Origin of the sequence: Stenotrophobium rhamnosiphilum (genome assembly GCF_003052265.1) — a bacterium.
GTDB classification, from domain to species: Bacteria; Pseudomonadota; Gammaproteobacteria; order Nevskiales; family Nevskiaceae; genus Stenotrophobium; species Stenotrophobium rhamnosiphilum.
In genome coordinates, this window is the sequence record NZ_QANS01000005.1 from 70,495 (window position 1) to 83,564 (window position 13,070).

At 55.5% G+C, this 13,070-nt stretch carries 11 protein-coding genes; 8 read left to right on the plus strand and 3 right to left on the minus strand.

What is annotated here, in order from left to right; genetic code table 11:
• Nucleotides 1-70 precede the first annotated feature (70 nt).
• Complete coding sequence (locus CJD38_RS13210) at nucleotides 71-2,386, minus strand: RCC1 domain-containing protein (protein ID WP_161554236.1); 2,316 nt, start codon at nucleotides 2,384-2,386, stop codon at nucleotides 71-73.
• A gap of 207 nt (nucleotides 2,387-2,593) precedes the next feature.
• Between CJD38_RS13210 and CJD38_RS13215 the strand changes: the two genes are divergently transcribed.
• Entirely contained in the window at nucleotides 2,594-3,355 is a 762-nt protein-coding gene (locus CJD38_RS13215) for a response regulator transcription factor (protein WP_206362998.1), read from the plus strand.
• On the plus strand, nucleotides 3,352-5,169 hold the full coding sequence (locus tag CJD38_RS13220) for an ATP-binding response regulator (protein ID WP_107940840.1): 1,818 nt from the start codon (nucleotides 3,352-3,354) through the stop codon (nucleotides 5,167-5,169). Before CJD38_RS13215 ends, CJD38_RS13220 begins: the two co-directional genes overlap by 4 nt.
• Before the next feature lie 178 nt (nucleotides 5,170-5,347).
• On the opposite strand, the gene CJD38_RS13225 is transcribed toward CJD38_RS13220, so the two are convergent.
• Nucleotides 5,348-5,749, minus strand: a complete 402-nt coding sequence (locus tag CJD38_RS13225) for a winged helix-turn-helix transcriptional regulator (protein ID WP_107940841.1) — start codon at nucleotides 5,747-5,749, stop codon at nucleotides 5,348-5,350.
• Nucleotides 5,750-5,908: 159 nt separating this feature from the next.
• On the opposite strand from CJD38_RS13225, the gene CJD38_RS13230 reads away from it, so the two are divergent.
• Together CJD38_RS13230 and CJD38_RS13235 are read left to right on the plus strand one after the other, a co-directional pair.
• Nucleotides 5,909-6,943, plus strand: a complete 1,035-nt coding sequence (locus CJD38_RS13230; RefSeq protein WP_107940842.1) for an SDR family NAD(P)-dependent oxidoreductase — start codon at nucleotides 5,909-5,911, stop codon at nucleotides 6,941-6,943.
• A 131-nt stretch (nucleotides 6,944-7,074) separates the two neighbouring features.
• Complete coding sequence (locus tag CJD38_RS13235) at nucleotides 7,075-7,452, plus strand: VOC family protein (protein ID WP_107940843.1); 378 nt, start codon at nucleotides 7,075-7,077, stop codon at nucleotides 7,450-7,452.
• 156 nt (nucleotides 7,453-7,608) lie between these two features.
• Here CJD38_RS13235 and CJD38_RS13240 read toward each other — a convergent pair whose 3' ends face one another.
• Nucleotides 7,609-8,370, minus strand: coding sequence for an IclR family transcriptional regulator (locus CJD38_RS13240; RefSeq protein ID WP_206362999.1), 762 nt, complete (start codon nucleotides 8,368-8,370; stop codon nucleotides 7,609-7,611).
• Nucleotides 8,371-8,721: 351 nt separating this feature from the next.
• Here CJD38_RS13240 and CJD38_RS13245 point away from each other — a divergent pair, with 351 nt between their 5' ends.
• The 4 genes from CJD38_RS13245 (at nucleotide 8,722) to CJD38_RS13260 (ending at nucleotide 13,064) form a co-directional block, all read left to right on the plus strand.
• Nucleotides 8,722-9,558 carry an SDR family NAD(P)-dependent oxidoreductase gene (locus CJD38_RS13245; protein ID WP_107940845.1) on the plus strand — a complete coding sequence of 279 codons (837 nt, stop codon included), beginning with the start codon at nucleotides 8,722-8,724 and terminating at the stop codon, nucleotides 9,556-9,558.
• A gap of 5 nt (nucleotides 9,559-9,563) precedes the next feature.
• A complete protein-coding gene (locus CJD38_RS13250) occupies nucleotides 9,564-10,931 on the plus strand; it encodes an aromatic ring-hydroxylating oxygenase subunit alpha (RefSeq protein WP_107940846.1) in 1,368 nt (455 codons plus the stop codon).
• A 70-nt stretch (nucleotides 10,932-11,001) separates the two neighbouring features.
• Nucleotides 11,002-11,817, plus strand: a complete 816-nt coding sequence (locus CJD38_RS13255; protein ID WP_107940847.1) for a TauD/TfdA dioxygenase family protein — start codon at nucleotides 11,002-11,004, stop codon at nucleotides 11,815-11,817.
• Between the two features lie 8 nt (nucleotides 11,818-11,825).
• Entirely contained in the window at nucleotides 11,826-13,064 is a 1,239-nt protein-coding gene (locus tag CJD38_RS13260) for an MFS transporter (RefSeq protein WP_107940848.1), read from the plus strand.
• Nucleotides 13,065-13,070 lie beyond the last annotated feature (6 nt).

The window sequence follows — 13,070 nt, forward strand, 5'->3', positions numbered from 1 at the left end:
GAGAGACGCGAGTGAAACCGCATCTCTCCATGCGATACAGAAGACTTGGTTGTTTTTCCGTGGGCACCGTTTATTTCCAGAAGACGGCGCCGCCCGATACAGCCACCGGTGTCAGCCTGTTAGTGCTGCTGTTATCACCGAGCCGACCATCACCGTTGTAGCCCCAACAGACCACCGTGCCGTCAGTCTTGAGCGCACAGCTGTGAAGATTGCCTGCAGCAATGGCGACGACATCGCTGAGGCCGGAAACGGCGACAGGCGTCGCGCGATTGCTTGTGCTGCCATCGCCCAGCTGACCAACATCATTCAGGCCCCAGCAAACGACAGTGCCTCCAACCTTGAGCGCACATGTGTGGGAGTAACCGACAGCAATGGCTGCAGCATCCGTCAGACCGGAAACTGAAACTGGGTAAATACTGTTGGCACCGCTACCATCACCCAGTTCGCCATAGGTATTGTTGTTGCCCCAGCAATCCACCGTGCCATCCGCCTTCAGCGCGCAGCTGTGGCGCATGCCTGCACCGATCGCCACAGCATTCGTGAGCCCGGAAACCGTATCAGGTGTGCTCGTGGTCCCGTGTCCGGTGCCAAGCTGCCCAAACGAGTTGTCGCCCCAGCAGGCCGCCGTCCCATCAGCCTTTAGTGCGCAGGTATGTGTCCACCCGGTCGCAACGGCCACCACGCCCGCGATACCGTCAACCATGACTGGCGCGGTGATCTTGTCGGGCGTGACGGGAATACCCACTTGCCCGGAGGAGTTGGAACCCCAACAAGCCACCGAGCCATCCGCCTTGAGCGCGCAGCTGTGATTCGAAGCTGCAATGGCCACGACACTCGTGAGACCAGAAACTGCAATGGGTGTGCTGTGGTAGTTCGTACTGCCGTCGCCCAATGCGCCATTTAAATTGCTGCCCCAACAAGCCACTGTTCCACCAGTCTTGAGAGCACAGCTAAGACTATTGCCAGCCACAATGCTGACGACATCGGTGAGGCCGGAGACAGTAAACGGTGTCAAGCGATCAGGAGCGCTGCCATCGGTGGCGCCGCCATCGCCCAACTCGCCGGAGGAGTTGTGGCCCCAACAGGCGACTGTGCGATCAGCTTGAAGGGCACAACTATGCCCACCACCGGCGCTCAAAGGTCGGATTACAGCCGTCAACGACACCGACACGGTTAGTAGTGCCGCATTGCTGTTCACCGAGGCTGAACTATTGCTGGCCACAGCACGGAAACGCTTGCCGTTGTCGCCGGCTGCTGTCGCGGGCGTGGTGTAGCTGGCGCTAGTCGCGCCAGTGATGTTGATCCAGTTCGTCCCGTTATCACTGGACACCTGCCACTGGAAAGTGGGAGTTGGCACACCACTGGCAACGACACTAAAATGTGCGCTGCTACCTGCCGTCACGCTCGCATCCTGCGGCTGCGTGGTGAAAACCGGCGCAGCGTTGGCCGCAGTCACCGTCAGCGTGGCCACGTTGCTGTTGACGCTGCCTTCACTGTTCGTGGCAACAACACGAAATTGCGCGCCACTGTTGCCTGCAACGGTGACAGACGTGGTGTAGCTGTTGTTCGTTTCGCCAGAGATGTCTACCCAACTGCCACCACCATTGTTGGAGCGCTGCCATTGCAGTGTTGGCGTCGGCGTACCGGTGGCGCTGGCAGTGAACGTCGCGCTGCTGCCTTCGGCAACACTCTGACTCGCGGGTTGTGTGGTGAAAGAAGGCGCTGCATTTCCCGATGACGCCGGATTGATCGTCAACACCACAGCATTGCTAGTGACGCTGCCCGCTGTGTTGCTCACCAGCACGCGGAACTGCGCGCCACTGGCTGAGGCTGACGTGGCCGGAGTGGTGTAGCTGGATGACGTTGCAGAGCTGATGTCATTCCAGCTGCTGCCGTCGGCTGATAACTGCCACCGATATTGCAGGGACGTGCCAGTAGCCGTGACGCTAAATGTGGCAGTGCCCGGTTCAGTAACGGTCTGGCTCATCGGCTGCACGGTGATGGCCGGTGCCTGCACCCCCGTCGTCACCGTAAGTTGAGCGGGCGAACTCGCCACCGTTGCTCCAGCTGCTGTGACCAGTACGCGGAAAAGATGACCCGAGTCACTCAGCGTTGTTGTCGCCAGCGTGTAACTGGCTGCCGTGGCACCGGCAATGTCGGCCCAACTCACCCCGCTGTTATTGCTGGTTTGCCATTGATAGGCAGGCGTTGTACCCGTCGCCGTGACGCTGAATGCGGCGAGGTTGCCTGCTACCACCGATACATCCGCTGGCTGCGCGGTAATCACCGGCGTTGGCGGCGGCGCGTGGTGGCCACTGCTGCAAGCAGCCAGCAAAAACACCACAGCCATCAGCGCCACGTTCCGGCCCCATCGTTGTTTTTGCATGACGACTCGATCCATTTCCCTGCTCCTGTCCTGCTCGGACACAGCATTGGAAAAAAATGGCGTCAGCAGGAGTGCCGAAAGTCATGCTGTCATCGGGAAACTTGTAAGAAATCTCCGCGTCAGCACCAATGCAGATGCAACGGCGTGAGTCAGAACCTGAAAATGACTTTCGCCACTAGGCGAACCGGGTGACAAGACCTAGCATTCATGGCATCAATTGCAGGCACACCTTTATTTCTTTCCGACATGAGTACGGCAAAGATCGATATCACCCGATCCATTGGGGCCCGCGGAGCAACGTCGTCGGCTGACGGCATTCTGGTTGTTGACGACCACGAACTCGTGCGCCTGGGATTTCGTGCATTGGTGCAGTCACAGGCGTCTGTGGCAGAACAATCCTCAATCGCACTGTTCGAGGCCAACACCTTGGCGCAGGCACTGTCGCTCTATCGCGAGCATCGCGAAGAAATTGCCGTGATCGTGCTGGACCTGAATCTGCCGGACAGCAATGGACTCGACGGTCTGATGGCCTTCCGCCAGCATTTTCCCGCTGCCACCGTGGTGGTGTTGTCAGGCAGCGATCATCCCGCCACGGTGCAGAACGCGCTGGCGCTGGGTGCCGTGTCTTTCTTTTCAAAAGCCGGCGATCTTGGTGACATGGTTGGCTTTGTACACACTTGTTTGCTGCACGGGCCGGAGGTCGCGAGCCAGCGACGATCTCGTCCCACAGCGACCTTCCCCGGGTTCAGTAGCGCGTCTGATCCTGGAGAATTTGCAGCATCGGCAGGACAGGCTTTGTCCACTCGTCAATTGCAGATTCTGCAGTGGCTGTTGCAAGGCAAGTCCAACCGCGAGATCAGCCAGCTTGCGTTTCTGTCCGAAGGCACGGTGAAGAATCATGTCTCGACGCTACTGCTGTCCTTCGGCGTGCGCTCGCGTGCGCAGCTCATCAGCAAGCTGCGCACATGAACGCGCCTTCATCCGTCGCCACGCCCAAGACGATCGTTAACTCAGAACTCCCGGATCTCGACGCCCTGATTCTGCGAGAGCAGGCAGCTTCGTTGTTTTCCACCGTCCGCCCTGCCACCTATAGCGACAGCGTGGTCACGGTGGTGTTTAGCCTGCTGATGTACTGGTATACAGATCAGCTGCTGATTTTTGCGTGGATGGCAGTGCATCTCTACACCCTGATGCGCATGCCACTGATGACGGCGTATTTCAACGATGCCGACGCTGACAAGAATGTTGAGCACTGGATCGATATCTATTGTCGCGAGGTATTCTTCAATACTGCGGGCTGGGGCCTAGCAGCAATCCTCTTTTTGCCAGAAAGCGTGCCGCTCACCTCAATCATGGTGGTGGTCATCATGGGCTTCTGCATGGGTGGCGTGCTCGCCGTCGCGCCGTTGCGACGCGCCACATATAGTCTGCTGATGCCGATGATGCTGGGACTCATACTGGCGCTGCTGCTGCGAGCCAGCGTGCTGAACCTTGCACTGGCGTGTTTCTGCGCAGCCTTCCTGATTGCCATACTTCGCTTTGCCAAGGCGCAGCAGGAATTGCTCACAACCGCCCTGCGCACGCGCTTTGAAAAAGCGGCGCTGGCAGAACGACTGGAACAACAGGTGCACGCCACCGAGATCGCCAGTCAAGAGAAAACCCGCTTCCTCGCTGCCGCCAGTCACGATCTGCGCCAGCCGCTGCACGCCATCGCCTTGCTCGGCGCTGCGTTAGAAAAAGAACTCAGTGATCGCCCTGAACAGCGCAACGCCTCAAGGTTGATGCGAGCCGTGAATTCGCTCCGCCACTCTCTCGACACCATGCTGGACGTGTCACGGTTGGACGCCGGTGTGGTTGTAGCCGAACGACAACCGGTCGCGCTGCACACTCTTTTTCAGTCGCTCAACCAAAGTTTCATCAACACCGCCAGCGAAAAAGATATCGAACTGCGTCTGCGCTCCAGTCCATTATGGGTCGACAGTGATCCACAGCTATTGCATCGCATGCTGTCCAATCTCATCGACAACGCTATCAAGTACACGCAGAAAGGTGGGGTGCTAGTGGTAGCCCGAAAACGCCACTCGAAAGACACAGGCATGCATACGGCAGAAGTATGGATAGACATCTACGACTCCGGCATCGGCATCGCAACGGAACAACAGTCACGCGTATTCGAAGAGTTCTATCAGATCGGCAATCCCGGTCGTGACCGTTCGCTAGGCCTTGGCATTGGCCTTTCCATCGTCAAACGACTTTCGCAATTGCTCGTACACCCAGTAGAGGTACGCTCTGTGCAGGGGCATGGATCACGCTTCCGCGTGCGATTGCAGGCAGCGCGTCCTCAGGCCGCTGCGCAATTTGCCGATGATCAGCACCTGCCACTATTGCGGCCGTACATACCGGCGCGCTTACCCAAGCGTGTTCTGGTACTTGATGATGAAGCCGATGTCCGCGAAGCCATGAGCCAACTATTGCATGCACATGGCATCGAAGCAGAAGCCGTGGCCACCGAAGCTGAAGCCGCAATAGCTCTACAAAGCTCAGCTAAAGAACTGAATCCGTTTGCCTTGCTGATATGTGATTTCCGTCTTGCCAACGGCATCGACGGGTTGCAAGTTGGCCAATCCCTGTCCCAACGTTTTTTCAATATTCCGCTACTACTGATCACAGGAGAAACCGCGCCAGAGCGTTTACAACGTGTTCGCGAGGCCGGCGTCCCAGTGCTATTCAAGCCCGTAAACACAGAACGTCTTTTTCAGGCGATGACGGCAGCCTTGGGGTGAAATTTTCTTTCGCCAAGTATGGATTCTTGATTCTCGCTTTCAAATCTCATAGTTGGAGTTCAGCCACTTCGTAAAGACGGCGTCAAAGTGCCAGAAGCAGACGGCCACAGTTGTGGTCTATTGGCTCTCAGGAAATTGCGTACGCGCCATCGGCCTCTGTAATCCCAAACTAAAATTTTTACTTCTGATCAAACAGCCGTTGAGACTTTCTCACCTGTTCAGAGTTAGCGTTGACCCAATCCAAAAGGGCCTGAAGCGGTTCAAGCAGGGTTTCTCCAAGCTTGGTGAGTTGATATTCAACGCGAGGCGGAACTTCAGGAAATATCTCTCTCGACACCATGCCGTCCCGTTCCAAATTACGCAGAGTAACGGTGAGCATTTTCTGAGAGATACCAGGGATGCATTTTTCAACAGCGGAGAACCTTGCGCGGCAATCTGGAAACATCTCCAGAGTGAGAAGAATAAAAATGCTCCATTTGTCTCCAACCTTCGTTAAGAGCTCGCGAACAGCGGCTGGATCCTTGCTCTTACAGAGCGTTGCCGGATCCGGAGGTTTTGTTCTGTTTTCTCTCTTCCCCATGACTTACCTCGGAGTTAGTGACGCACTTTAAAGTGCCTTCTTCCAGATAAAAGCATTCTACTTTATCTTTGCTGCGCATAAGAAAGCCACTAACTATAAGTTTGTATTGATGCTAGTGGTGGACATCTGTTCGGCAATCGAGATTAAAGGAAGACGGAAATGGAAAAGAGCAACTATGGCGGCGCGCTGCAGCGACCAATCGATTCAGGATTTGGCGCTGCCTCCACGACGGAAGAGGTCATCAGTGGAATTGACCTCAATGGGAAAACAGCCATCGTCACTGGCGGCTATACGGGAATCGGACTCGAAACGGTCAAAGCGCTTGTTTCCGCTGGAGCCACTGTAATTGTCCCCGCAAAGAACATCGAGAAGGCCAGAAGCGCGTTGGCTGGAATCGCAAATGTCGAACTGGACACGATCGATTTGGCGGATTCGAGATCGGTTGACGCATTTGCGAGCGCGTTCATCGCGTCTGGCCGCTCCCTTCATCTCCTGATCAACAATGCAGGGATCATGTGGGCTCCCCTGCTACGCGATGAGCGCGGCAATGAACTGCAGTTGTCCACCAACTATCTGGGACACTTTCAGCTCACCTCGCGACTGTGGAGTGCGCTGGTAAAAGCCAGTGGAGCTCGCGTTATCAATGTCTCGTCATGGGGTCATCACTTCGCGCCAGTTTCTTTCGACGATCCAAATTTTGTCACGCGGGAGTACGAAACGTTGTTAGCTTACGGCCAGTCCAAAACTGCCGTCACTTTATTCTCGTTGGAGCTCGACAACAGAGGAAGAGCCGCTGATGTTCGTTCATACGCAGTGCATCCCGGAATCGTCGTCGAGACCGATCTGAGCAGAAATCTTTCCAAAGAGGATTTGCAGAAATTCGGGGCTCTCGATGAAAACTACAGGGCGATAAACGATCCATCGAAGGGGCTCAAGACTCTTTCCCAGGGAGCGTCGACAACAGTGTGGTGCGCTACCGCCCCGACCCTAAAGACTATCGGTGGTGTGTATTGCGAGGACGCGGACATCGCCGAACTGGACGGCGTTAACGCAGACGGCTCTCCCGAAGTTATCGATGCAGGCGCAATGCGCGGTGTTGCGAAGTATGCGCTCAACGAAGAGTCGGCAAAGCTTCTCTGGACTCTGAGCGAAAAGCTCGCGGGCGTGCCGTTCCTGATTCCTCAGAAGGACTAAAGCAGTGTTGAACCATCAGCGGCCACTTCTGAACTTGAGGTGTTTCGATAGATGGCGGCGCCAAAACATTTTTACTTCGTGGCGGAATGCTGATCTGCCGTCACGCACATTCAACTGAACGGAGAGAAACCATGATCGACCACATCATCCTGACTGTCAGCGACGTTAAGCGCTCACTTGAGTTCTACGAAGCGTCGTTAAAGCCACTCAATATTTCGATGAACGTGCCCTTCAAAGGCGTTGACGGGCACCCAGACCTTTGGGGATTTGGAGACGGCATTAAAGCCTTTTTTTGGCTGAAGCAGGGAAGACCGTATCCAGACGCGATTCATTGGGGATTTGAGGCAAAAGACAACAACGATGTCGACAAATTCTATGAGGCGGCAATGGCTGCGGGCGCAACAGACCGTATTTCACCACGCGCACGGCTGGAGTATTACCCCGGCTACTACGCAGCAGATGTTATCGATCCGGATGGTTATCATTTCGAGGTTGTCCATAAAAGCTAGTGCACGTCTGATCTAAAGAGAGATGCCGAAATTAATGAGCGTGTTCGCTTCGGCGAGAGTAATCATCTTTCTTATCGACAGTCTGCTTAGGGCTGAAAGCAGTCAGTCAGAATCATGCTGCGAATCACGATCTTCTGAGCGCACTGGCTCTAGGTGTCAGGCGGACCCAAGCTGTCTCGAAACTTTCGCAGCACTGTCTTTCAGATCACGACCAATCTTAGCCAGCATCTGATCCTGCAGTTGTCCACTGATACCGACAACCACAAGGCAGTTAGCTAATTGCTCGTTCACGCCAAACACTGGCGCAGCAACAACGGTGACGCCGGCCATGTAGTTGCCCTGATCGAGTGCGTAGCCTTTCGTGCGCGTCTCAGCGACCTGTGCTTCCCACTCGGTGAGTGATGGCGCGCTATCCCATCTCAGGCCTTTGAAGCGACGACGAAGTTCTTCGCGATCGTATTCGCCGAATGCCGCGATGCAGCGGCCGCTGGCGCTGATGGTTGCTGGGAATCGGCTGCCAATCTGCGTGTGCAACTGAATCATGCTTTCGGAACGCGCCATGGCCACAACAATCATGTGATCCAAGCCTGAAACCTGCACGCCCATCGCTGTGACGCCGTATTCGCGGGCGATGCGATCCAGCGCTGACTGGGCGATATCCGCAAAACGATTCTGACTCAGCCATTGACGCGCCAACGTCAGCAGACCCACGTTGAGCGTGTAGAGCTTGGTATTAGCGTCGAAGCTAACGAAATCTTCAGCAACCAAAGTCCTCAAGATGTGCAGACAAGTGCTGGGAATGATGCTCAGAGAACGGGCAATGAACTGCACGCCGACAGGCTCGGAAGATCGGCCCAGCAAACGAAGAATTGCTGCAGCGCGAGAAACCGCCGGAACCGTGCTTTTCTCAAGTGCCACATCGAGCGCGGCTGCATGAGAGCTAGTCTTTTTTGTGGTTTTTTCTCTAGCCGCCATGGATCTGCGTCTTCTGCGTTCTGTGGATGACGTCACTGCGCGGATGATACGTGCATTGCGCACAAGCTGAAACACGCAAGTGCCCGTAAACAGGCGAAAACCTGAGCGTAGACGCGGTATTTCTCAATGCAGCAGATTCAGCACACAAACAGTGCCGATTTAGGCAACTTGTGTACAGCATTGTTGACTACATTCACTAGCAGCCGTTAATGTCGTTCGACACTAGAAAGCGCAGCTTTTGAAGCCTTCGTAAACCTGCCCATTCTTCCTATAAAAACGGACTGAGAGAGATCCATGGACCTCAAACTTGCTGGCCGAATTGTTGTGGTATCGGGTGCTGCCGGCGGCGGCATTGGCACCACCACGACCCGCATGTTGGCTGAGGCAGGTGCAACGGTGATCGCCGTCAGTCGCTCTCAGGCCAATCTCGACAAACACATTGGCCCAATGGTCGCCAGCGGTCTTTCCGTTATTCCTGTTGCGGCAGACACATCCACCGACGAAGGCATCGCAACTGCGATGGCTGCAGCGAAGAACGCCAAAGGCACGCTCTACGGTCTGGTCAACGTCGCAGGCAATGCAGCACCAGCAACGTGGATGCCGACGACGCGTGTTACTCGCAAGGATTGGCGCGATCTGTTCTCGCAGAATCTCGAGACGATGTTTTTCATGAGCCAAGCGGTCGCAGCGGAGCTCAAAGCACAGAAGCTTCCAGGCTCCATCGTTTCGATCTCATCAATCAGCGGCATGAACACCGCGCCATTTCATAGCGGCTATGGCGCAGCCAAAGCAGCCATCGTTGCAGTGACTCGCACAATGGCGACTGAACTCGCGCTCGACAATATCCGCGTCAACGCCATTGCGCCCGGTCCTACGGCAACGCCAGCTTCTGAAGCGTTCATCGACAAAGATGAAGAACGTGATCGCAGTGCGATTGCGATGGGTCGTCGTGGTCGCCCCGAAGAACAAGCCAATACCCTGCTCTTTCTGCTTTCTGAAGCGTCGGGCTATATCACCGGCCAGACGATTCTCGTTGATGGCGGCCTCAATCTGAAATGGACGCATCTGCGCTCGGACAACACGTCTCTGTTTCTCAAGAACGAAGAATTCCGCGCAGCGATGAAGCGCTAAGAGACATGAGCAAAGGTCCTGAAATTTCATCGGCAGAAGACTTAGGTGAATCCGCAACGATCAGCGCGGACGCTTACACCTCGGTGGAATACGCTCGCGCTGAACGCGACAAGCTGTGGCGCAAAGTCTGGCAGCAAGTCGGACGTATTGAAGAAATTCCAGAAGTCGGCAATTACCTCGCTTACGAAATTCATGATGACTCGATCATCATTGTTCGCACTGCGGTCGACAGCATCAAGGCTTATCACAACGTTTGCCCACATCGTGGTCGTCGCCTCGTTGATATTCCTGAAGGCGCAAAGCAAGGCTGCGGTCGCAAGACGGCATTCACCTGTGGCTTTCACGGCTGGCGCTTTAATCTCGAAGGCGAGAACACGCACATTCCGCACAAGGATGATTGGTGCGGAACGCTGACGCCTGAGAACACGCGCCTTGGCGAAGTGAAGGTCGACACCTGGGGCGGTTGGGTTTGGATCAATATGGATCCGAAATCCGAATCACTTCAGGAATATCTCGATCCAGCAGCCGGCCTTCTCGACCCATTTGAATTGCAGAACATGCGCTATCGCTGGCGCAAGTGGGGCATCTTCGATTGCAACTGGAAAGTTGCGATGGAAGCGTTCAACGAGACCTACCACGTTGCCACCACGCATCCTGAGTTCAACAAGTACGGCGAATTCCGTGGCTGGGCACGTGCGCAAGGCAAGCACAGCAACATCGGCTACGAAGCGCCGAAGAGCATGGACCAGAATCAGGCTGGCAAGCTGCGAGTCGGCACCGGTGCTGATCCACGTCTCTCCACTGCAGAAATGCAGATGTACACCTGGACCAAAGCCAACACCAACACCACGCAGACGATGGTAGATGCAGCGCAGCGTTTGAAAGACGAACTGCCTGAAGGCACGCCTGCTGGCGAAGTGCTGATGCACTGGCTGAAGACCGCGCGCGCTGACGATGCGGCACGCGGCGTGGTCTGGCCCGTGGTTGATCCTGCACATGTCGGCAAGAGCGGCACGGCTTGGCAGATCTTTCCCAATTTCCAAATTGGTCACGCTGTGAACAACGCACTTTGCTACAGCGCGCGTCCTTATGGCGATGATCCTAACAAGTGCATCTTCGAAGCAGCGGTTTATGAATTGTTCCCGAAGGGACAAGAACCGAAGACGGAATGGACGTTCTCGCCCGCTACTGAAGAAGCTTGGTGCTACGTGCTGGGTCAGGATTTTTCCAATATGGCCGCCGTGCAGAAAGGCATGAAGTCGGCTGGATTCAAAGGCACCAAACCAAATCCTTACATGGAACGCAGCACGGTCAATCTGCATTTCAATTTGGCGAAATACATGGGCACTGGCGCCCCACGAAAGCTCAAGTGAGCTTTACGAAAGCCATCAGCAACATCCAATAAATCATCAGCAACACCAGAAATAAGCTTGGAGCATTCCAATGACACTCAAGAGCACTGAACTAACTCCGCGGATCGCTTCCGCCATTCATGCCGACAAGGCGGATCTTCTCAGCGGCAAGTACGCCACGGAAATCCGTGCGCTGCTTGAACAGCGCGGCGTGCTGGTATTTCCGCAGGTGAATTTCACGGATGAAGAACAGGTCGCCTTTACCAACACGCTCGGCACCTTTGCGCCTGAGCACGACGGCGAGATCATCTACAAGGTCACGCTCGACAACAACGTGAATCCCAAGGCTGATTACCTCAAAGGCTCTTGGTACTGGCACATCGACGGCACGATGAACACAGTACCCATCCTCGCGTCGATTCTTTCGGCGAAGGTGCTGTCACCAACCGGTGGCGATACCGATTTCTGCAACACCTATGCCGCTTACGACGATCTGCCAGACGCAGAGAAAGATGAACTCGAAAAGCTGCGCGTGATGCACTCGGCTTGGAACACGCTGTTCTATTACGACCCAGAACCAGATCCACGTTTGCTCGCTGGCATGCAGGCGATTGGCGATCAGGAACTGCCTCTGGTGTGGAAGCATCGCTCCGGCCGTAAATCTCTGGTGATTGGCGCAACCGCACGCCAAGTCCTCAATATGGAAGACAAGAAGAGTGCCCATCTCTTGGTGCGTTTGCGCCACTGGGCAACGCAGGCGCAGTTCTCTTATCGCCACAAGTGGACCGTTGGCGACACCGTGATCTGGGACAACACCGGCACCATGCATCGCGCAACGCCTTATGACCCGAACGCTGGCCGCAGATTGCATCGCACGAAGTTGCAGGGCGAAGAAGCTTTTTCGTAAAGCAATTTATGTCGACACAACAAAACGCGGCCGCGGAGTGGCGTGGCTACTGGTATCTGCCCTTCGTGGCAGCGCTGGGCTATGCCACGTCGGTTATTCACGTCTATACGATTGGTCCATTCATTGGGCCGCTGCAGACGGAGTTCGGCTGGTCGCGTGCTGAGATCTCAATCGGCCTGACCGTTTCCAGCATCATCAGCGCGCTGTTCTGCATCCCCATCGGCATGTTGGTGGACAAAATCGGGCCGCGCCGCATTGGCTTGATCGGCGTTGTGTTGATGACGGCAGCATTCGCTTTACTGAGCTCGGCAAGCGGCTCGATTAGCAATTGGGTGTTGCTGTGGACGTGCATTGCATTCGCAACACTCGGCGTGCAGGCAACCGTGTGGACGAGTGCAGTTAATAGCCGCTTTGAAAAATCACGCGGGCTCGCACTCGCCGTTACGCTTTCTGGCGCATCACTCAGTGCTGCGATTTTTCCACTGCTCGCAACTTGGCTGATTGGTGCATACGGCTGGCGCATGGGCTTTGTCGGTCTTGGCGCTGCTTGGGCCGCTATCGTATTTCCGTTTCTGCTGTTGTTCTTCCGCGGTGCACGCGATCAAAGTTCCAAGGCCGTTCCAGTACCCGCCAAAGTACTCACGGGTCTTACGCTCAGCGAAGGCTTTCGTACGTTCGCGCTTTATAAGTTATTGCTTGCAGCTGGCCTTTTCTCATTCACAGCGATTGGTGCGCTCGTACACTTTGTGCCGATCCTCACCGGTGCTGGCACCACGCGATTGGAAGCAGCCAGCATCGCCGGACTCATCGGCATCTTCTCGCTGGTTGGACGCCTCGGCACTGGCTTTTTATTGGATCGCTTTTCAGCGCAGAAAATCGGCGCTCTCGCATTCATGCTGCCTGTCATCGGCATATCGCTGCTGTTGCTTGATGCCAGCAATCATCTTTATCAGTCCATCGCGGCAGCAACGCTCGGACTCACCGTTGGCGCAGAGGTGGATGTCATCGCCTTTCTCGCCGCAAAACATTTCGGCTTGAAGAACTTCGGTTCGTTGTACGGCGCAATGGTTATGGCGCTTTCACTCGGCACCTCGTTCGGTCCACTGACTGCAGGCGCGGTGTTTGATCATTACGGCAGCTATGCGCCGTTCCTCATGCTCAACGTAGTACTGATGACGCTCAGCGCAATCACGCTACTCAGTCTCGGCTCGCCTCCTGCGCAAGCTGCCGCTGAAGTAGTCAGCTAGCCATCA

Coding starts and splice junctions, on each gene's coding strand:
- CJD38_RS13215 (WP_206362998.1), top strand. CDS start 2,594: ATGGCATCAATTGCAGGCACACCTTTATTTCTTTCCGACATGAGTACG.
- CJD38_RS13250 (WP_107940846.1), top strand. CDS start 9,564: ATGAGCAAAGGTCCTGAAATTTCATCGGCAGAAGACTTAGGTGAATCC.
- CJD38_RS13235 (WP_107940843.1), top strand. CDS start 7,075: ATGATCGACCACATCATCCTGACTGTCAGCGACGTTAAGCGCTCACTT.
- CJD38_RS13225 (WP_107940841.1), bottom strand. CDS start 5,749: ATGGGGAAGAGAGAAAACAGAACAAAACCTCCGGATCCGGCAACGCTC.
- CJD38_RS13255 (WP_107940847.1), top strand. CDS start 11,002: ATGACACTCAAGAGCACTGAACTAACTCCGCGGATCGCTTCCGCCATT.
- CJD38_RS13245 (WP_107940845.1), top strand. CDS start 8,722: ATGGACCTCAAACTTGCTGGCCGAATTGTTGTGGTATCGGGTGCTGCC.
- CJD38_RS13210 (WP_161554236.1), bottom strand. CDS start 2,386: ATGCAAAAACAACGATGGGGCCGGAACGTGGCGCTGATGGCTGTGGTG.
- CJD38_RS13220 (WP_107940840.1), top strand. CDS start 3,352: ATGAACGCGCCTTCATCCGTCGCCACGCCCAAGACGATCGTTAACTCA.
- CJD38_RS13230 (WP_107940842.1), top strand. CDS start 5,909: ATGGAAAAGAGCAACTATGGCGGCGCGCTGCAGCGACCAATCGATTCA.
- CJD38_RS13260 (WP_107940848.1), top strand. CDS start 11,826: ATGTCGACACAACAAAACGCGGCCGCGGAGTGGCGTGGCTACTGGTAT.